This window comes from Polynucleobacter sp. MWH-UH35A (assembly GCF_018687075.1).
Taxonomy (GTDB): Bacteria; Pseudomonadota; Gammaproteobacteria; order Burkholderiales; family Burkholderiaceae; genus Polynucleobacter.
Map to the genome: position 1 here is coordinate 474,711 of NZ_CP061285.1, position 19,962 is coordinate 494,672.

General features: G+C 47.5%; 14 protein-coding genes and 1 tRNA gene. 9 read left to right on the forward strand and 6 right to left on the reverse strand.

The window, feature by feature from the left end; translation table 11 throughout:
• Positions 1-27: 27 nt before the first annotated feature.
• Positions 28-1,779: a single-stranded-DNA-specific exonuclease RecJ gene (gene recJ / locus ICV36_RS02570; RefSeq protein ID WP_215400982.1), complete on the reverse strand. Its 1,752-nt coding sequence runs from the start codon at positions 1,777-1,779 to the stop codon at positions 28-30.
• A gap of 21 nt (positions 1,780-1,800) precedes the next feature.
• A complete protein-coding gene (locus ICV36_RS02575; RefSeq protein WP_251375054.1) occupies positions 1,801-2,757 on the reverse strand; it encodes a hypothetical protein in 957 nt (318 codons plus the stop codon).
• A 67-nt stretch (positions 2,758-2,824) separates the two neighbouring features.
• On the opposite strand from ICV36_RS02575, the gene ICV36_RS02580 reads away from it, so the two are divergent.
• From ICV36_RS02580 to ICV36_RS02595, 4 genes are all read left to right on the forward strand, one after another.
• On the forward strand, positions 2,825-4,087 hold the full coding sequence (locus ICV36_RS02580; RefSeq protein ID WP_215400984.1) for a lipoprotein-releasing ABC transporter permease subunit: 1,263 nt from the start codon (positions 2,825-2,827) through the stop codon (positions 4,085-4,087).
• On the forward strand, positions 4,080-4,775 hold the full coding sequence (locus ICV36_RS02585) for an ABC transporter ATP-binding protein (RefSeq protein ID WP_215400985.1): 696 nt from the start codon (positions 4,080-4,082) through the stop codon (positions 4,773-4,775). Before ICV36_RS02580 ends, ICV36_RS02585 begins: the two co-directional genes overlap by 8 nt.
• Positions 4,776-4,786: 11 nt before the next feature.
• Positions 4,787-5,623 (forward strand): TatD family hydrolase, encoded by an 837-nt coding sequence (locus tag ICV36_RS02590; RefSeq protein ID WP_215400986.1) that lies wholly within the window; start codon positions 4,787-4,789, stop codon positions 5,621-5,623.
• A gap of 112 nt (positions 5,624-5,735) precedes the next feature.
• Positions 5,736-8,102 (forward strand): DNA internalization-related competence protein ComEC/Rec2, encoded by a 2,367-nt coding sequence (locus ICV36_RS02595; protein ID WP_251375117.1) that lies wholly within the window; start codon positions 5,736-5,738, stop codon positions 8,100-8,102.
• Between the two features lie 74 nt (positions 8,103-8,176).
• On the opposite strand, the gene ICV36_RS02600 is transcribed toward ICV36_RS02595, so the two are convergent.
• A tRNA-Met gene (locus ICV36_RS02600) sits at positions 8,177-8,253 on the reverse strand.
• Positions 8,254-8,408: 155 nt separating this feature from the next.
• Here ICV36_RS02600 and ICV36_RS02605 point away from each other — a divergent pair.
• The 3 genes from ICV36_RS02605 to radA are packed head-to-tail and all read left to right on the forward strand — an operon-like array spanning position 8,409 to position 12,254.
• The gene (locus ICV36_RS02605; protein WP_215400987.1) at positions 8,409-10,352 is read left to right on the forward strand and encodes a potassium transporter Kup; all 1,944 of its coding nucleotides are present in this window, start codon (positions 8,409-8,411) and stop codon (positions 10,350-10,352) included.
• Between the two features lie 47 nt (positions 10,353-10,399).
• Positions 10,400-10,858: a hypothetical protein gene (locus tag ICV36_RS02610; protein WP_251375055.1), complete on the forward strand. Its 459-nt coding sequence runs from the start codon at positions 10,400-10,402 to the stop codon at positions 10,856-10,858.
• Between the two features lie 31 nt (positions 10,859-10,889).
• A complete protein-coding gene (gene radA, locus ICV36_RS02615) occupies positions 10,890-12,254 on the forward strand; it encodes a DNA repair protein RadA (RefSeq protein WP_215400989.1) in 1,365 nt (454 codons plus the stop codon).
• Here the strand turns inward: radA and prmB are convergent, their stop codons facing one another.
• From prmB to dapD, 3 genes are read right to left on the reverse strand one after another with little or no spacing between them, the layout of a single operon-like run.
• Complete coding sequence (gene prmB, locus ICV36_RS02620) at positions 12,255-13,151, reverse strand: 50S ribosomal protein L3 N(5)-glutamine methyltransferase (RefSeq protein WP_215400990.1); 897 nt, start codon at positions 13,149-13,151, stop codon at positions 12,255-12,257. It abuts the gene before it with no gap.
• 46 nt (positions 13,152-13,197) lie between these two features.
• Complete coding sequence (gene dapE / locus ICV36_RS02625; protein ID WP_215400991.1) at positions 13,198-14,349, reverse strand: succinyl-diaminopimelate desuccinylase; 1,152 nt, start codon at positions 14,347-14,349, stop codon at positions 13,198-13,200.
• Between the two features lie 8 nt (positions 14,350-14,357).
• Positions 14,358-15,185 carry a 2,3,4,5-tetrahydropyridine-2,6-dicarboxylate N-succinyltransferase gene (gene dapD, locus ICV36_RS02630; RefSeq protein ID WP_215400992.1) on the reverse strand — a complete coding sequence of 276 codons (828 nt, stop codon included), beginning with the start codon at positions 15,183-15,185 and terminating at the stop codon, positions 14,358-14,360.
• A gap of 175 nt (positions 15,186-15,360) precedes the next feature.
• On the opposite strand from dapD, the gene smc reads away from it, so the two are divergent.
• Positions 15,361-18,882, forward strand: coding sequence for a chromosome segregation protein SMC (gene smc / locus ICV36_RS02635; RefSeq protein ID WP_215400993.1), 3,522 nt, complete (start codon positions 15,361-15,363; stop codon positions 18,880-18,882).
• Complete coding sequence (locus ICV36_RS02640; protein WP_251375056.1) at positions 18,883-19,956, forward strand: cell division protein ZipA C-terminal FtsZ-binding domain-containing protein; 1,074 nt, start codon at positions 18,883-18,885, stop codon at positions 19,954-19,956. It begins immediately after the preceding gene.
• Positions 19,957-19,962: the final 6 nt, after the last annotated feature.

Consider the following 19,962-nt stretch of genomic DNA (forward strand, 5'->3'; position numbering starts at 1 on the left):
TTATAAGGGGGTTATTGCAGTCGATCCTTAGGTGCTAGCCGCTTCGTCATGGGCTTCAATCATTAATTGAACACGGGCTTGACCTTGATAGCGGTCGGTCACGAGGCGGTAGGCCAATCTGGCCTTAGCGGGTAGGCTTTGTGTGCGGTTAAACCAAACTGCTGTTAATGGTTTCGAGCTTGCTCCAGCCCCCAGGGGCTTAACCATTAAGCGAAGATGTTTTTCTTTCATGAGGCTTTGTTGGGCAATTTCAAATTCCCCGTAGAAAACCGGCTGAGGAAAGCCTTGACCCCAGATCTCTTCTGCCAAGAGGTCGCCAATTTCAGGGGTAAATTCAGAAAGCTCTAGGGCGCCATCGTGAGCATGGCGGCGCTCTAGTAATTCGTCAGTTAGTAATTCAGAAGCAACTTCTTGGAAGCAGGCGTCAAACTTTTCGAAATCACCTTTGCGAATCGTCAGGCCTGCTGCCATTGCATGGCCACCAAATTTCAGAATGAGTCCAGGTTCGCGTTTGGAAACTAAATCTAGAGCATCTCTTAAATGAAAGCCCGTCAGTGAACGGCCTGAACCGCGTAATTCTTCGCTCGCATTTCCATCGGCTGGAGCAAATACGATAGTGGGGCGGTTGAAGCGCTCCTTTAGGCGCGAAGCAACAATACCAACTACACCTTGGTGCCACTCGGGATTCCACAGACAAATGCCGTTGCGATCTGACATCGTTCCCGAAAGTTGATCCTCAGCAAGGTGAGAAAGAGCGGTTTCTTGCATGCCCGCTTCAATGACACGTCTTTCACGATTAATGCGATCTAGCTCATGTGCCAGAGTCATCGCTTCATCGGCGTTATCGGTTAGCAGCAGGCGTATACCTAATGTCATATCGGCTAGACGCCCAGCAGCATTGAGCCTCGGGCCGATGGCAAAACCCAGGTCAAAGGTATTCGCTTTGCGTGGATCACGTGTAGCCGCTTGAAAAAGTGCCTGAATACCAGGTTGAGATATTCCTGCGCGAATGCGCTTTAGGCCATTAGAAACCAATACCCGATTGTTGCGATCGAGCTGTGCAACGTCTGCAACCGTTCCTAAGGCAACAAGATCTAAAAGATTTTCTACCTTGGGTTGAGTCTCGTTTGTAAATTTACCGCGCTTGCGTAGTTCAGCACGCAGAGCAATCAGCAAATAAAACATCACGCCAACACCAGCGAGTGCTTTACTTGAAAAAGTGCAGCCCGGTTGATTGGGATTTACGATTGCTAGTGCTTTTGGCAAATGATCTCCGGGGAGATGGTGGTCGGTCACAATCACTTCCATACCAAGTTCTTTGGCGCGATTAACACCAGCCTCACTTGCGATGCCGTTATCAACAGTAATTAAATATTTTGGTTTGGGATTTTGTTGCGCTGCTAATTCCACTACCTCAGGAGTCAAGCCATATCCCATCGTAAAGCGATTAGGTACCAGAAACTGAATTGGAATATTTGAACCACCCAACATACGCAGGCCCCTAAGGCCGACAGCACATGCCGTTGCTCCGTCGCAATCGTAGTCAGCGACGATGAGCATGGGCTCATTTTTCTCCAGAATATCTGCCAATAAAGTTGCTGTGCTGAGGCAGTTTTTCAGTTCTACCGGTGAAAGCAGTTGCTTAAGATCGAGCGAGAGTTCTTCAGGAGATTGCAGACCTCTTGCTGCATAGAGCCTGGCCAATAATGGATGTAGGCCACTTTGTGTCAACCACGTAGCGGTGCGTTCTGAGAAGGGGCGTTGAGAAAATAGGCTCATATAAATCTCATGGGCAGCTGATCACTGAGTAATTTCTTTCCAAGTCAGAGGCTCTGCTTTTTTCCAGAAGACCCAAGATTTTTTATGGAGATCTTTGGTAGTGAAGATGCGTTCCCGCACTTTTCCTTTTGGAAAATCGACAATAACAACTTCATCTAGTTGTTTACTTTGCAATGCTCTGCTTAATTGAGGCCAAGCCAGTTGAGGCTGCTCCAGCCAGGCAAAGGCGCCAGATAGATTATTCTCATTCAAGATAACTTCGTATGGAAGGCCTAAAAGCCTTGCCAGGCCGGCCAGCAAAGGGTGTTGACCGATGAGTTGATGTGATTGTTTGAGGGCATCAGGGGCTTGAACATCGTTGAGTTTGCCAATGCCGCTAATCCAGAGAGAGTTAATAGGGGGTAGACCACGTTGAGCTCGTTCTGCATTTACCGAGCCAATGTGCCAGATCATCTGGATTTCATTTTGGAGTTTGCGCCAACGTTTGGCGACCCCTTCTTGATTGGTATCGCGTGGCATCCACCAATCAATATTGCGACCATGTGCTTGATCAACGCTATGACTTGCTAAGCTTGCAAAAGGTCCGGCGGGAATAAACCAATAGTGTTGATTTTCAAAAAGGACTAAGTTCTGAAAATCTTCCTCTATGAATGGAAGCGCAGCTTTGAGAAGTTGATCGGACTCTTCTGCCGTCAGATCAATCTGATTCTGCCCCATCAAAATAAGGTGATCTCGTGTGGCATGTAAGTGAACTGGTTGTAGGCAAGCTATGACTTGCTCTGGATCGACCGCTAGGTTGGATTGCCCAAGAAGCAATACCGGGGCTATTGGAGTCAAGTTCCCGAGCAAATAGCGCTCATGAGGTAGCCCTTGGCATGGACCCTTCTTGCTATCAAGCTCATCTAAGGCATCTTCTCCTGAGAGCATCAGGGTAAAGCGGCGCAGATGGGCTTTAGCGGAGTTGGAATTGGCAGTCATTCCCCTGATTTTAGGTGGCATTTAGGTATTCCGCCCTAATGCCTGTGTGATTCACTAAACTGTGACTATGTTGAGACTTCCTATTGAGCTAGAAATTGGCCTGCGCTATACCCGATCCAAGCGTCGCAAGACGGTAGGGAAGCGTGACGGTTTCTTATCCTTTATCTCCGGAATTTCTACTGCCGGTATCGCTTTGGGGGTTGCCTCGCTTATTGTGGTTCTTTCTGTCATGAATGGTTTTCAGAAAGAAGTACGCGATCGTATGTTATCGGTCTTGTCCCATGTGGAAATCACTACTCCAGATGGTTTGGCTAATTGGGAGCCGCTGGCACTAAAAGTTGCCACTCAACCTCATGTAGTTGGTGTGGCGCCAATGGTGAGTTCACAGGGGTTATTGAGTCGCGAAAGTATGATGCGCGGCGTTGCAATTCGTGGCATCTCGCCTAGCGAGGAGGGTAAGGTCTCTGATTTACCAAAACAATTTGTTGCCGGCAATATTGATGATCTCAAGCCGGGAAGTTTTGGTGTTGCACTCGGCGCCCAACTTGCAGCCATTGTTGGCGCACATGTGGGTGATCGTATTAATTTGATTGTTCCTGAAAGTGACTTAACGCCAGCAGGTGCTATGCCGCGCATGCGAACACTGCAGGTAGTTGGGATTGTGGATAGCGGGCATTATGAATATGACAGCTCCTTGGCCATCATGCACTGGAAGGATGCTGCTGCCTTATTGCGACTTCACGATCCATCTGGTCTGCGGATCAAGGTAGATGAAATGCAGCGCGCACCAGAGGTAGCAAATGAGTTGGCTGGCATCGTGCCTCAAGCGCTTTGGGTAACAGATTGGTCAAGATCTAACCGTAATTGGTTTGCTGCTGTGCAGACTGAAAAGAAAATGATGTTCATTATTCTGACTTTGATTATTGCAGTTGCCGCCTTCAACTTGGTGTCTACCCTGGTGATGACGGTAAATGAGAAGCAGGCCGATATTGCGATATTGAGAACGATGGGTGCGAGCCCTGGACTGATTCAGAGAATCTTTTTAATCCAGGGATTGGCGATTGGTTTATTGGGTTCTTTGGCAGGCGTTGCTCTCGGTTTGTTGATCGCACTCAATATTGATGTCATCGTGCCATTCATTGAAGCAATCTTCCGAGTGCAGTTCTTGCCCCGTGAGGTGTACTTTATTAGCGAGCTTCCTTCAGATGTGAGAGCGGGGGATGTGCTCACTGTTGGATTGATGGCATTTGGCCTCTCCGTGTTGGCAACGCTTTATCCAAGTCGTCGTGCTGCCAAAGTGCAGCCTGCGGAGGCTCTTCGTTATGAATAACTTAAATCACTTAGTGCTCAAAGCTAGAGGGCTTGCAAAGACCTACGGTCAGGGCCCTACAGCAGTTGAGGTTCTCAAGGCCATTGATTTGGATGTCGCGCCCTCAGAAAAGGTTGCCATTGTTGGCTCCTCAGGTTCTGGTAAAAGTACTCTGCTACACCTCTTGGGCGGCTTAGATAGTCCAAGTGCTGGTTCTGTAGTGTTAGCGGGCTCAAATCTGAGTGACTTGTCAGTTAGAAAATTAGATCAGCTTCGCAACCATAGTCTTGGATTTATTTATCAATTCCATCATCTTTTGGATGAATTTAGTGCAGCAGAGAATGTGGCACTCCCATTGCGTATTCGCGGTCTCAGCAATGATGAATCGATGGCTCGTGCTAGTAAGATGCTGCAAGCAGTAGGCTTAGCAGCCCGTGAATTACATACGCCAGGAGAGTTATCGGGTGGAGAGCGTCAACGTGTAGCAGTGGCCCGTGCCTTAGTCGGTAATCCAGCATGTGTTCTTGCAGACGAACCAACAGGCAATCTAGATACCGAGACTGCTGATGGTGTTTTCGATTTGATGTTGGATATTGCCCGTGATCAAGGGACTGCTTTTGTGATTGTGACCCATGATCCAGTACGCGCTAAACGTTGTGATCGGATTTTGCATTTAGAGCATGGAGCTTTGAAGACATTTTCAGGGTGAGTGGATATCCCATGTGGATCGATACCCATTGCCACTTAGATGCCCCTGAGTTTGCAGACTCACTAGATGCGGTGATTCATGCTGCCGCTGAAAAAAACGTTCAAGCAATTCTGCTTCCCGCTGTAAAGGTGGCTGATTGTGCTTATGTCAAAGAGTTAGCGCATCAATGTAGTCAACGAATCCCTGGGCTGGTATACACCCTTGGCATTCATCCGCTTTATACCAATCAAGCGCAAGAAGAGGATATCGAGACGCTCGAGAAAAGCATTGTTGAGTCGCTTTCTGACCCGCGCTTTGTAGGTGTGGGTGAGATAGGTTTAGATTATTTTGTCGAGGACCTAGATCCTCATAAGCAGGAATTCTTTTTTAATGCCCAATTGGATTTGGCACAGAAGTATCAACTACCTGTAATCCTGCATGTGCGACGCTCACAAGATGCAATCCTAAAAGCATTACGTCGTCGCAGAATCCCCTCCGGCATAGCCCATGCTTTTAACGGCAGCTTCCAACAGGCCGAACAATTTATTGAGCTTGGATTTAAGTTAGGCTTTGGTGGCGCAGCTACTTATGAGCGGGCTTTGCAAATTCGCAGACTTTTACAAGAATTACCATTGGATAGCATCGTAACGGAAACAGATGCACCAGATATTCCGCCGGCATGGCTCCGAGATGAAGGGCTTACATTCAATGAGCCCGCTTTTGTTTCAAGAATTGCAAGGGCGTTAGCCTCAATTCGCGGGGTGGATGAGGAACATTTTGCTTCAGCCGTATGGGCAAATGCAATGCAAGCTTTGCCCCGTTGGTTGGCACTCTGCGCAACTATCCCTAAACTCAACTTAGCTTCCTAATTATTTGCGATTAGCTATTACGGCGTTTATCGCCGGGGGATCGCTCCTTCTCTTTTTGCCGCAAGTTCCAGAATACTGGTTGCAAATATGCATCTTTATCGGAGCCCCTTCTTTGCTGGCGGCTTATTTATTTCCCCAGAGATCTCCCATTAAAAGATTCGCATTCATCATTTTTATATTTGTAGTGGGGTTTAGTTGGAATGCTCGCTATGCTGAAAATCGCTTGGAAAATATTCTTGTCATAGAGTTAGAGGGTAAAGAGTTAAATCTTGAGGGCACGGTAGCAGCCCTGCCACAGAGTCATTCTTCGGGTGCCAAGTTTGCATTTGAAGTAGATCGTGCTAGCGCGGGAGGAGAAAATATTGGCTATTTTCCTGGGCGTATTTACTTAAGCTGGCAGCCTGCCTGGAGAAATCCTCAGTTAATTCCTGAGCTGATTCCTGGGCAACGGTGGAAGTTTAAGGCGAAGCTCAAGCGTCCATACGGATCCTTAAACCCGCATACATTTGATTTTGAGCGTTGGTCCTTTCATCAAGACTTTGGTGCTAGTGGTTCGGTTAGATCAGGTGAGTTATTGCTAGATCAGGATATTGCCTGGCTCGATTTTGAGTTACGTATGGAGCTAGCACGTTGGCATTTACGTAAAAAGATACAGTTGATGTTACCCGGCGATGCAAGGTATGCAGGCGTATTAATTGCATTGGTGATGGGTGATCAAAATGCAATTAACCAGGATGACTGGCAAGTATTTAATGCAACGGGTATTGGGCACCTGATATCAATATCAGGACTGCACGTCACGATGTTGGCGGGGGTTGGTGCTTCGCTGGCTGCTTTTATTTGGCGACGACGAACTTTGCCCCTCATTCTTCCCGTGGGTAAGATGGCAGCGATCTCGGGATTTGTGACTGCGTTTGTTTATGCTTGGTTGGCAGGCTTTCAGATTCCAGCGCAAAGAACAATGTACATGGTTGGTGTAGTAGCGTTTGCTTTATGGACGGGCCGAAATCCACGTTCATTTGATATCTGGTGGTGGGCTTTAGCTTTTGTTCTGCTTGTTGATCCTATGGCTCCCTATACCCCAGGATTTTGGCTGTCCTTTGGAGCTGTGGCGGCGATTTTATTTGCTATGGGTGAGTCTTCGGGTTTATTGGGCATCCCCACCGGAAAAGAATTGGAGACAAGCTGGAAGCATCGCATGTTCCAAGCCCTTAGAGAGGCGTGTCGAGTTCAAGCTGTTGTCACGTTGGCATTACTACCATTTACTTTGTATTGGTTTTATCAAGTCTCTGTTGTTTCTCCGCTAGCAAATGCATTGGCTATTCCTCTCGTGAGTTATGTCGTAACACCACTGGCCATCGCTGGCGCCTTACTCCCAGAATTTATTGGTCGCTGGCTGTTGTGGCCTGCTCACGCATGCATGGAGTATTTGGCGATAGTACTCGAGTGGATGGCGGGCTGGAGTTGGTCAGTTGTTTGGTCAAAGCAACCAGAGTGGTGGATGCTACTGGTGTCTGTGTGTGGAATCGTGTATGCCATTCGTCCAGGCGAAATAAAACACACCTGGAAGTGGAGATTACTTGGCATTGTGCTTACTACCCCATTGTTTCTCTCATCAACCAAATGGTTTGGGAGTGAGAATCTTGCTCAGGGAGAATTTACGGCGAGCGTTTTCGACATTGGTCAGGGAACAGCAATACTTATCGAAACTGCCAACAGAAAACTACTGTATGACACTGGACCTATTCAAGGTAAGAAAGATGATGCAGGGCAGAGAGTCATCCTTCCTTATTTACGTGGGCGTGGAATTGATCGTATTGATCGCATGGCTATAAGTCATAGTGATAGTGATCATATTGGCGGCGCTGGAATATTGCTTAAGCATATCCAGTTTGATTCCATGATGGGGTCTCTACCCAAATCAAATCCTTTACTTCAAAATTTACAAGAAAGAAAAATACCATCTATCCCTTGCCGTTTCGGGCAGCGCTGGATATGGGATGGTGTTGAGTTTTTGATTTGGCATCCTCACGAGGAAACAGTATTTGCGGAGCATTACCCCGGCAAGCCAAATGAAATGAGTTGTGTACTTGAGGTACGCAATCATCAAAGCTCCTTATGGTTAACGGGAGATGTTGAAAGACATGGTGAGGCTGAAATCATTGAACGACTGGATGATCGTATGCTGAGGAATATTGGAGATAGGGAATTAATCTTCATGGCGCCACATCACGGCAGTAAAACTTCCTCGTCTCTAGGTCTTTTAAAAAGATTGGAGCCTGATCAAGCTTTTGCACAAAATGGCTACCGCAATCGATATGGCCACCCACATCCAGATGTGACCGCACGTTATCGGACTTTGGACATTCCTTTTTATCAAACTCCAGAAACTGGAGCGCAGACATGGCTATTTAAAAAGAACACAAAGGCTTCGACACAATTTTGGAGGCAGGAAATAAAACGACTATGGCATCGCTAAACCTAGAAATTGAGCTTTTAAATGCCCAGAAAAGCAAAAAGCCCTTAAAAATTAAGGGCTTAGTACGTAATTCTTGGTTGCGGGGGCAGGATTTGAACCTACGACCTTCGGGTTATGAGCCCGACGAGCTGCCAGACTGCTCCACCCCGCGTCTGAAGCTGAAATTCTACCATTTTTCAGGGGTGCCTGTCGAGGTTTTCCTGTAAATAACGCATAAATAAGCGGTTTTTGACTAGAAATTCTCGATTTAATGGCGGCAGTTAAGGAGTAACATATTGCCACGCAACATCACGCTAAGGTTTATTAATGTCAGTTAGCAATCCTGAGTTTTCAGAGTCATCCTTATTAAGGCCTGTGGAGATTTCTCGAGAGGATCACCCTCACAAGAAAGGTGCTTCCATCTCTCTTATGTTCGCGGCTATTGGCGTAGTCTTCGGTGACATTGGTACAAGTCCTTTATATGCGCTCAAGGAATGTTTCAGTCCCGATCACGGTATTCCGTTTTCACCGGATGCTGTTTATGGTGTGATTTCGATGGTGTTCTGGGCTTTTGCGATTGTGGTTTCGCTCAAGTATGTTCTATTCGTGATGCGCGCTAATAACCACGGTGAAGGCGGTATTTTGGCTCTGATGGCGCTTGCACTGAGAACTGCGCCTGCAAACTCAAAGCGATCCCTACTTATCATCATGGCTGGTGTATTTGGCGCCTGCATGTTTTATGGTGATGCAATCATTACCCCGGCGATTTCTGTGCTTTCTGCAGTTGAGGGTCTAGAGGTAATTTCCAGTGATCTCACGCGCTATGTGATGCCGATCACTATTCTTATTTTAATTATTCTCTTTTTCATTCAGAAGACTGGCACTGATGTTGTGGGTAAGCTTTTCGGCCCAATCATGATGGTCTGGTTTATTGCCATTGGATTGATGGGTGTGCATCAAGTTATTCAGAACCCCGCTATTTTTGCAGCCATTAATCCACTACATGCTATTCGTTTTCTGGTTGAGCATTCTTTACAGGGTTTTATTGTTCTGGGTGCTGTTTTCTTGGTGCTAACGGGGGCTGAAGCTCTATATGCTGATATGGGCCACTTTGGACTTAAGCCAATTCGCATGGGCTGGTTTTTTATTGTGATGCCTTGTTTGCTCTTGAACTATTTTGGTCAAGGCGCAATGTTTTTGAGTAATCCTGAGACCATTACCAATCCATTCTTCTTAATGGTGCCTGAATTCTTGGTATTCCCATTGGTGATATTGGCTACAGCTGCAACTGTCATTGCCTCGCAGGCCGTGATCTCCGGTGCTTTTTCAATGACAAGCCAAGCTATTTTGTTGGGCTTTGTACCGCGCATGAAGATTCGTCATACATCCGATAGGGAGATTGGCCAGATCTATATGCCGCTCGTGAATTGGGCGCTCTTGGTTTTGGTGATTGCTGTTGTGTTGGCGTTTAAAAAGTCTGAGAACTTAGCTGCTGCTTACGGTATTGCGGTTACTACCACAATGATTGTGACTACATTTTTGGCGGCAATTGTGATGCGAGTAGTGTGGCGCTGGAATACCCTCTTTGTCACCTTGGTGATCAGTGCATTCTTGATTGTCGACTTGGCTTTCTTGACGGCCAATCTTCTCAAGATCATGGAGGGCGGATGGTTCCCTTTACTTTTGGGTGCTGTTTGCTTCCTGTTCTTAATGACTTGGTTCCAGGGGCGCAAGATACTGCGTCAAAATGCTATGAACAATGGCATTGAGCTCAAGAGCTTTATTGATTCGCTGATGATGCATCCTCCGCATCGCGTAGAGGGCACTGCCGTATTCTTGACTGCGCATGTGGATTATTTGCCTGTCTCGTTTCTGCACAACTTAAAACATAACCACGTACTTCATGAGAGAGTCTTTTTCTTAAAGGTTAGTATTTGGGATGTGCCGTACGTAAAAGATAAAGAGCGCATTACCTTGCGTGATCTTGGTAATGGTATTTTTGTGGTTCGTGCTGTATATGGATTTAATGAAACCCCAGATATGGGACAAATCATTGAGTTGATTGAGAAGTCATCCGATCTGAAATTTGATTTGATGAACACCTCATTCTTCTTATCCCGTGACACGATTGTTTCTACTGAAATTCCTGGAATGGCCATCTGGCGTGAAAAATTATTTTGCTGGATGTATCAAAATGCTGGCCGCCAATCAGACTTCTTCAAAATTCCGGCAAATCGCTTGGTGGAGCTGGGTGCAAAGGTCGAGATTTGAGAAAAAATCTTTTACTCCAATCAAAAATATTCATTTCGATATTTTTATTGGCTACTGCACTTAGCGGCGTTGTCCTGGCTACTCCTGCAGAAGAAGCAGAGCTTGAGCAGCTGGACAGAATTGAGCAAGAGTTAGAGCTTCAACGTGAATGGGCAAAATATCGCTGGGGTAAAACATCTTCTGAGTGTTACCAAAGGTATTGGGTAAATTCTTGTTTAAAAGATGCTCGTGCAGATTACCGCAAGGAAATCTATCCCATTCGCGAGCAAGAAGTGGCCTTGCATGAGGTGCAGCGTAAATTGCGTGAGAGCCTCAAGAACCAAGAGGATATTAAGCGCGCAGCTGAGCGAGCTTCACCAGAAAAAGCGGCCGAGCGAGCTGCTAATCAAGCCGAGTACGAGCAAAAGCAAAGGGATGCAGCAGCAAGGGCCGCTGACTTAGAGCAACGTCGTAAAGATGCTCCTAAGCGTGCGCAAGAAAATAAAGCGGGCACTCAGCTCGATTAATTTTATTCATTTCAATTTCATCGGGTAACTCTTGGCTAAAGTCAAAACGGTTTATATCTGCCAGTCTTGCGGTGGTACGTCTGCCAAATGGCAGGGTCAGTGTCCATCTTGCCAGGCTTGGAATACCTTGGAAGAAGGCCTTCCAGAAACCACTTCAAATTCACGATTTCAGGGGTTGGCGCAATCCTTGCCAAGGCAAAAGCTCTCCGCAATTACTGCGGAAGACTTGCCAAGATTTAGTACGGGTGTCGAGGAGTTTGATCGTGTGCTGGGTGGTGGCTTAGTTCCAGGTGGCGTAGTGCTCTTGGGTGGCGATCCTGGTATCGGTAAATCAACTTTGCTATTGCAAGCGCTTGCAGAGATGAGCGCTGCTGGGATGAATGTCCTCTATAGCAGTGGTGAGGAATCTGCTGCACAGATTGCGCTGCGTGCAAAGCGTATTGCATTAAACGCACCTCAATTGGAAGTATTGGCTGAAATTCAGTTAGAAAAACTGATTTCCATTATGGATACCGCAAAGCCACAAGTGCTTGTGGTGGACTCCATTCAGACTTTGTATTCAGAGGTGCTAAGTTCAGCCCCTGGTTCTGTGGCTCAGGTGCGCGAGTGCGCAGCGCAGCTTACTCGAGCGGCAAAATCCAGTGGTATCTGTGTATTGATGGTTGGGCACGTTACCAAAGATGGTCATCTGGCTGGTCCTAGAGTTTTAGAGCACATTGTTGATACCGTTTTGTACTTCGAAGGCGATACCCATTCTTCATTCCGCTTAGTGCGATCTATCAAGAATCGCTTTGGTGCAGTGAATGAGCTAGGTGTATTTGCAATGACCGAGAAAGGTCTACGCGGCGTCACCAATCCGTCAGCAATCTTTTTGTCACAACATGAACAAATGGTTCCGGGTGCTTGCGTGCTAGTGACGCAAGAGGGTAGTAGGCCCTTATTGGTGGAAATTCAGGCGCTAGTGGATACGGCGCATGTACCCAACCCTCGCCGCCTTGCGGTTGGTTTGGAGCAGGCGCGCTTAGCAATGCTCTTAGCAGTGTTACATCGTCACGCTGGCGTAGCTTGCTTTGATCAGGATGTTTTCTTAAACGCGGTGGGTGGTGTCAAGATTTCTGAGCCAGCTGCTGACTTAGCCGTTCTCCTTGCAATTCAGTCATCGATCCGCAATCGCGCTTTACCAAAAGAGTTAATTGTCTTTGGTGAGGTTGGTTTGGCGGGGGAGATTCGTCCTTGCCCACGTGGTCAGGAGCGTTTGAAAGAAGCCGCTAAGTTAGGGTTTACTGTGGCCATCATTCCCAAAGCCAATATGCCTAAGACTAAGATTCCAGGATTGAAGGTAATTCCGGTTGAGCGAATTGATCAGGCAATTGCTGCTGCAGCCGAATTGAGTTAACTAGCGCAAGTCTTCCGCTTGAATCAGTAAGACTTGCTCTTCACCGGCAGACACTTCCATCCAGATTGCTGGAATTTGTGGAAAAGCTTTTTTGAAGTTCTCATATTCATTGCCAATCTCAAGCAAGATGGCGCCGCGCTCTGATAAGTAATCTGGCGCTGAAGCAATGATGCGTCTAATGATGTCCATGCCATCATCACCGCCTGCTAATGCCAACTCTGGCTCGGCATGATATTCCGCAGGCAGCGCATTCATGGAGGCTGCGTTTACATAAGGTGGATTACAAATGATCAGGTCGAAAAGGTTGTCTTCATTAGGCTCTGGCAAAGCATCCCAAAGGTCGCCGTCCAATAATTCCACTTGAGAGCTCAGGCCGTGACGATCAACGTTGCGAGCAGCGACAGATAGTGCAGGCATGCTGATATCGCAAGCGCTCACATGTATATCGGGACAAGACAAAGCCAGGAGAATTGCTAGAGAGCCATTGCCCGTGCAAAGGTCTAGCGCTTTGCCATCGGCTGGCAGCCAAGGCTCTAGTGAGCCATCGACGATGAGTTCAGCAATCCAGGAGCGCGGCACAATGCTTTGCTCGCTACAAAAGAATGGCACGCCCATGAGCCATGCTTCGCCTAGGATATAGGCTAATGGCTTGCGTGTAGAGATTCTGGTATCGGCAACGGCAGATGCTTTTTGCTGCTGCTCTGTAGTGATTGCATCGTCAAGATGATCAAGTGCTTCCGCTGGACTCAGATCAAGTTGCTTGCTGACAATCCATAGGGCTTCGCTCTGTGCATCAATTGCCCCATGCCCATAATGCAAGTTCGCTGCTTCAAGCTTTTGTGCAATCTGATCGATGCACTGATTCACGGTATGGTGTTGCTGAGGCTCAGGGTCCATGATGGAGAGGTTCTTTAAAGAATGAGGCGGGCGCGCAATTGAGCAATTAAGAAATTAACTGTTCGAGAGTCTGACGATAGATATTTTTGAGTGGCACCACATCATCCACGATGACACACTCATCAATTTTGTGGCTAGTTGCATTGAGTGGACCAAATTCCACAACCTCTTGGCAGATTTTGGCAATAAAGCGGCCATCGCTTGTACCGCCTGTTGTCGAGAGTTCCGTCTCTACATTGGTTTCTGCTTTGATAGCTTTGCGCAATGCCCCAGCTAGGTCACCATCGCCAGTAATAAAGGGGCTACCGCCTAATACCCAGTCAATCTGAAACTCAAGACCTGCGTCTTTGAGAGTCTTCTCCAAGCGTTCGCGCAATTGCTCTGGTTTACTCTCGGTCGAGAAGCGGAAATTAAAGTCGATAACGAGTTCACCAGGGATTACGTTATTAGCGCCAGTGCCAGCGTGAATATTGGAAATCTGAAAACTGGTAGGCTGGAAATATTCATTGCCTTTATCCCACTCGGTTTCTACTAATGCAGAGATCGCAGGAGCAGAGAGATGAATGGGGTTCTTGCCCAAGTGAGGGTAGGCGATATGCGCCTGAATACCTTTGACTTTGAGTTTGCCGGATAAAGAACCACGACGACCGTTCTTAATCATGTCGCCCAACTTATCTACAGAGGTAGGTTCACCAATAACGCAGTAGTCCAATCTCTGACCCTGCTTTTGTAGGCGCTCGCACATAATGACTGTGCCATCATTAGCAGGACCTTCTTCATCGCTAGTAATTAAGAAGGCAATAGAGCCTTGATGATTTGGATGTGCGATAACAAATTCTTCCGTAGCAACAACAAAGCCTGCTAGGGAGGTTTTCATATCCGCGGCGCCACGACCATAGAGCATGCCATCACGGATGGTTGGTGCGAATGGGTTACTTGTCCACTTTTCTAGTGGGCCGGTAGGGACCACATCAGTGTGACCAGCAAACATCAATACTTTGCCTTGGTCGCCAGCTTTACCCTTTTTGATTGCCCATAAGTTAGTTACCTGAAAATTTTCAGGACCACTCACAACGCTCTCAGTATGAAAGCCAATAGCTTGAAGACGCTTGGCAATTAAATCTTGGCAGCCACCATCAGCCGGTGTAACGGACTGGCAGGCGATGAGAGCCTTAGTCAGCTCAAGTGTGGCGCTCATGGATAGGCTTAGTCGCGGAGTAATTCGTTAATGGCAGTCTTTGCTCTAGTTTGAGCATCAACCTTTTTCACGATGATTGCTGCATATAAGCTGTACTTGCCGCAAGCGGATGGGAGTGAGCCAGGGACAACAACGGAACCAGCCGGAACGCGACCATAGTGCACTTCACCAGTTTCGCGATCGTAGATCTTGGTGCTTTGACCAATGTAGACGCCCATGGATAAAACGGCGTTTTCTTCGATAACTACGCCTTCAACCACTTCAGAGCGGGCGCCGATAAAGCAGTTATCTTCAATGATGACAGGGCCTGCTTGGATAGGCTCAAGAACTCCCCCAATACCAACACCACCAGAAAGATGAACATTTTTACCGATTTGGGCACAAGAACCTACCGTTGCCCAGGTATCAACCATCGTACCTTCTCCCACATATGCGCCAATATTGACGTAAGAGGGCATTAATACGGCATTTTTGCCGATAAATGAGCCGCGGCGGGCTACGGCAGGGGGAACCACTCGGAAACCACCAGCAGCAAAGTCAGCTGCGGAGTAGTTCTCAAATTTGCTGGGGACTTTGTCGTAGAACTGGGTATAGCCACCAGCACTCATTGGTTTGTTGTCTTCAAGGCGGAAAGAGAGCAAAACGGCCTTCTTCACCCACTGATTGACCTCCCATTTACCTACATCGCGGCGTTCAGCCACGCGGATGGTGCCTGCGTTGAGGCCTTCCAGGACTGCGTTTACGGCGTTACGGACATCACCTGGAGCGCTATCTGGGGAGAGGTTTGCGCGGTTTTCCCAGGCTTGTTCGATGATGTTTTGTGGTGATTGGCTCATGCTTTTTAGTTAACTATCAGATTGTTAAGGGATTTTGTCCCTGAGGGTAGATTTATCATTATATAGATGGGGCAAAAACGCGTCTAAGCAGGCAAGAGCTTGCTATCATCTTCCCACTTTAGCTTTAATTGTTTACCCCTTTATTTGAACCTCATTTTTCCCTGCAAAGTACGCCGTGCAACTGAAATCCATCAAACTTTCCGGCTTTAAGTCTTTCGTAGACCCAACCCATTTTGAAATGCCTGGCCAACTTATCGGCGTTGTGGGTCCTAACGGTTGCGGAAAGTCGAACATTATTGACGCCGTCCGCTGGGTTTTGGGTGAATCCCGCGCTAGCGAATTGCGTGGTGAATCCATGCAAGACGTTATTTTTAATGGTTCAGGTTTGCGTAAGCCATCTGGCCGCGCCAGTGTGGAATTGATTTTTGACAATACCGAAGGTCGTGCTCAGGGTCAGTGGAGTGCTTTTACTGAATTAGGTATTAAACGTGTTTTAACTCGTGACGGAAATTCGAGTTACTACGTGAATAACCAAGTAGTGCGTCGTAAAGACATTCAAGATATTTTCTTGGGCACTGGCATGGGCCCAAGAGGTTATGCAATTATTGGTCAAGGCACGATCAACCGCATTTTGGAAGCAAAACCAGAAGAGCTGCGCGTGTTCTTGGAAGAAGCTGCTGGTGTTTCTAAATACAAAGAGCGTCGCAAAGAAACTGCTGCACGCTTAGAAGACACTGTAGAAAATTTAACGCGTGTTGAAGATATCTTGCGTGAGCTCGATCAACAGTTAACGCGCTTAGAAAAACAAGCGACTGTTGCGGAACGTCACGCAGAGCTTTCTACGCAGATGAAATCGCAGCAACAGCTCTTATGGTTTGTGCGTCAGACTGAGGCTGGCAAAGAGCAAGAGCGCCATGCCAACGGCATCCGTGATACCCAGGTGGGCCTAGAAGAGCAGACTGCAAAGCTGCGTCATGCTGAAGCTGAACTAGAAACGATGCGTACACAACAGTACGCTTTACAAGATAAAGTTTCCCAAGCGCAAGGCGATTTATATCAAACCAATTCAGATGTAAGTCAGGTTGAAGCACAGATTCATTATGTGCAAGAGGCGCGCCAACGTTTGCAGCAGCAGAGTCAAGATCTGCAGGCGCAATTACAACGTTGGACCGTGCAAGAAACTGATGCAGCACAAGCGCAGCGCACTGCTGAACACGAGTTATCTTTAGCTGCTGAAAAAGAGCAAACCTTATTGGCTGACTTAAATGGCTTGCAAGAACAAATGCCAAGTCGCGAAGAGGCTTATCAAAATGCATCGCGTGAGTTAAATAATGCACGCGATTCTTTGGCGACAATTGAACAGCGTCTTGCCAGTTTGGGTGAGCGCCTACGTTCAATCTCAGCACAATCTGATGAATTAAAAGGGCGCGAGAATCGCCTCACTATCGAGTTAGATGGTTTGCGTCGTCCAGATGCTGAAGCATTACAGATGGCAATTGATCGTCAGGCAATGGCCGCTCGTAAAGTGGATGAGGCCAAGCAGCGCGCAGGTGAGGCCCAACAACGTGTGCCAGCGGCTGATGAAGCCCGCAACGCTGCTCAGCAAAAAATACAAGAAGCTAATCAAAATTTAGCGCAGACTGAAGCAAAATTGACGGCGTTGACTGCTTTGCAGGCTAGCGTACAGGCGCAAGGCAAGATTGGTCCTTGGTTAGAGAGTAAGGGTCTTAAAGAGACTAAGCGTCTTTGGCAAGAGTTGAAGGTCGAGAGTGGCTGGGAAGCTGCTCTGGAGTCAGTATTGCGTGAGCGTTTAGCTGCTGTTACAGCAAAGAGCGTACAAGAAACCTTGGCTCTGGCTAATGATGCGCCTCCAAGCCGTTTGGCGATTTTGCTCGCTGAAGAAATTACTCCAGCCCATACCTCTGCTCCGGCTGACTTCACGCCATTACTCAGTCGCGTGCAAAGTGCAGGCGCAGCAAGACTGACTTCAGTATTACAAGAGTGGTTGGACAATATTTATATTGCGAGCAGTCTGGAAGATGCTTTGCATCGCCGTGAAAAATTACCTGCAGGTGGCGCATTTGTTACTCAACAAGGTCACTTAGTCAGTCGTGTTGGTGTGCAGCTTTATGCGGCTGACTCTGAGCAGGCTGGCATGTTGGCTCGCGCGCAAGAGATGGAAAGTCTCGAAAAACAATTGCGCGCACAACAGCTCATGCAAAGCGAACTCAAAGGTGAATTGGATCAGTGCGTAGCAAACTACCAAGCAGCGCATCAAGCTGCCGAGCAAGCGCGTGAGAATGCTGAGCATGCCGTTCAAGAAGCGCATGGCTTTGAGGTTGAAAGAATGCAGTTGACTCAGGCTGAAGAGCAATACAGTCAACGCGCAGCCCAGATTCAGGGTGAGTTGAGTGAATTGCGTCAACAGATGGAGCAATTGGGTCAAACTCAAGAGCAATCTGCGGCCGAATTAAATGAATCCGAAGAGTCAAAACAAGGTTTGCAAGAAGCCTTGCAAGTTGCGCAAGAAAAATTAGAGCGATCCACTGAAGAGCGTGATCGTTTGCGTGAATCACTTCGCGCTGCTGAGATGGCTGCTCAAGAGGCCGCATTTGCAACCCGCTCATTGCAGCAGCGCATTGCTGATTTGCAGCGTGATCAAAGCACTGCCCGTACTCAGATCATGGAGATTCAGGATAAGCATGATGCTGCCGCTCAAGAACTCGAAACCTTGAGCGATGAAGAAGCGCAAGACAAATTACAGGGCTTATTGCTGGCACGTAGTGCTCGTGAAGCTGCTTTGGCAAATGCACGCACTGAGCAGGATGCTTTATTGCATCAATTGCGTGAAGCTGATGAGTCACGTATGCAGGTTGAGCGTAGCTTGCAACCAATGCGCGACAAAGTTGTGGATTTGCAATTGCGTGAACAGGCTGCTCGTTTAAATTTTGAGCAATTTGCCACCTTGTTGTCAGATGCTGAGGCTGACCTCACTGCACTTGAGGCAAGTTTCAGCCCTGATCTGAAGGTCGGCGCATTGCAAACTGAAGTGAATCGTTTAAATACAGAGATTCAGTCTCTAGGCCCAGTCAACATGGCTGCGCTAGATGAGTTATCCAGCTCTCGTGAGCGTAAGCAGTTCTTGGATGCTCAATCTGCTGACTTGAACGAAGCGATGCAGACTTTGACTGATGCAATTGCGAAGATTGATGCGGAAACTCGCGATCTCTTGCAGGGTACTTTTGATCAGGTGAATGCCCACTTTGGCAAACTTTTCCCAGAGTTATTCGGTGGTGGTCATGCTGAATTGGTAATGACGGGCGAAGAGATCTTGGATTCTGGTGTACAGGTAATGGCCCAGCCTCCTGGTAAGAAAAATAGCTCTATTTACCTCCTCTCCGGTGGTGAAAAGGCATTGACTGCGATTGCCTTGGTGTTCTCGCTCTTCCTCTTGAACCCAGCCCCATTCTGCTTACTCGATGAGGTTGATGCTCCATTGGATGATGCAAATACCTTGCGCTATGCGCAGTTGGTTGCCAAAATGTCAGATAAGACACAATTTTTGTTTATCTCACATAACAAGATCACCATGGAAATCGCTCATCAGCTCATTGGTGTCACGATGCAAGAGCAGGGTGTATCCCGCATTGTTGCAGTGGATATTTCATCCGCGGTATCAATGGTGGAGGCTGCTTAAGTGTACGTGGAACAAATCATGACGATGTTGGGTTTGTCTGATTTGCAATTGGCTTTGGCTGTTATCGGTTTATTGATTCTGATAATGGTAGCCGTCCTGAATATTAAGTACGCTCGCGCTCGTCGTAAGGCAAAAGAGCAAAGTGACTATTCATTGGATGGTCGTTTTGCACGAGAACCCACTTTCGGTCCGGGTTTTGCTGATGCCGACCCCTCGCGTATCGAACCCAGTTTTGGCGATGTGCAGCCAATGACGATTTCTGCTCCAGAAAAATTTACGATTGACCCCAGAATTGATTGCGTCATTACGCTGCGTTTTGACGAGGCAATTAGCGGCGCAGAAATTCTTCAGGAAATCAATGCTTGGACGGATCTTGAGGCGCAATCAACTGCACGTTGGATGTGTGAAGGATTGAATGCCAATATTGATGTTGCGGAAGATTGGGAAGAACTTCATCCCGACTCCACATACTCAGATTTGCAGTTGGCCATTCAGCTAGCTAGTCGTAAAGGCCCAATTGGCGTCTTGGAGCTCTCTGATTTCTGCTCTCGTGCCCAAGCTCTTGCTGAAACTTTGGGCTCACAAATTGATATGCCTAGCGTTAGCGCCATGCTGGAGAGCGCTAAAGAATTGGATGTAATGGCTGCGGAGAGTGATATTCAATTGAGTATCAATATTCTGTTTGATGAGCCTTGTCCTTGGGGGAACTTCGATGCGCTGATGCGTCAACGCGGCTTTAAGTTGGCTCGCAATGGGCGCCAATATGAATATCTCAGTAAAGGTCTGGTGCTTTTTAATAGTACCGATTTAGATCCCAATAAGCCTGTTTCCCAAATTACGCTGCTCCTAGAGGTTCCCTTGGTACCACAAGAAGAACGTGCCTTTGAAAGAATGCTCTCTGAGGGTGTTGAGCTTGCGCAGGCTGCTCATGGCCGCTTAGTAGATGACAACGGCATTAACTTGAGTGAAGCTGCGGTGATTAGCATTCGCCAGCATCTTGATGTGCTGTATGCCAATCTTGAGAAATCTGGCATTCCTGCTGGATCTTCTACAGCTAGCAGACTCTTTAGCTAGGAATTC

Excerpts from the sequence above, each read along its gene's own strand:
- ICV36_RS02580 (WP_215400984.1), top strand. The coding sequence starts at position 2,825 with ATGTTGAGACTTCCTATTGAGCTAGAAATTGGCCTGCGCTATACCCGA.
- dapD (WP_215400992.1), bottom strand. The coding sequence starts at position 15,185 with ATGAGCCAATCACCACAAAACATCATCGAACAAGCCTGGGAAAACCGC.
- ICV36_RS02575 (WP_251375054.1), bottom strand. The coding sequence starts at position 2,757 with ATGACTGCCAATTCCAACTCCGCTAAAGCCCATCTGCGCCGCTTTACC.
- ICV36_RS02605 (WP_215400987.1), top strand. The coding sequence starts at position 8,409 with ATGTCAGTTAGCAATCCTGAGTTTTCAGAGTCATCCTTATTAAGGCCT.
- ICV36_RS02585 (WP_215400985.1), top strand. The coding sequence starts at position 4,080 with ATGAATAACTTAAATCACTTAGTGCTCAAAGCTAGAGGGCTTGCAAAG.
- ICV36_RS02590 (WP_215400986.1), top strand. The coding sequence starts at position 4,787 with ATGTGGATCGATACCCATTGCCACTTAGATGCCCCTGAGTTTGCAGAC.
- dapE (WP_215400991.1), bottom strand. The coding sequence starts at position 14,349 with ATGAGCGCCACACTTGAGCTGACTAAGGCTCTCATCGCCTGCCAGTCC.
- recJ (WP_215400982.1), bottom strand. The coding sequence starts at position 1,779 with ATGAGCCTATTTTCTCAACGCCCCTTCTCAGAACGCACCGCTACGTGG.
- prmB (WP_215400990.1), bottom strand. The coding sequence starts at position 13,151 with ATGGACCCTGAGCCTCAGCAACACCATACCGTGAATCAGTGCATCGAT.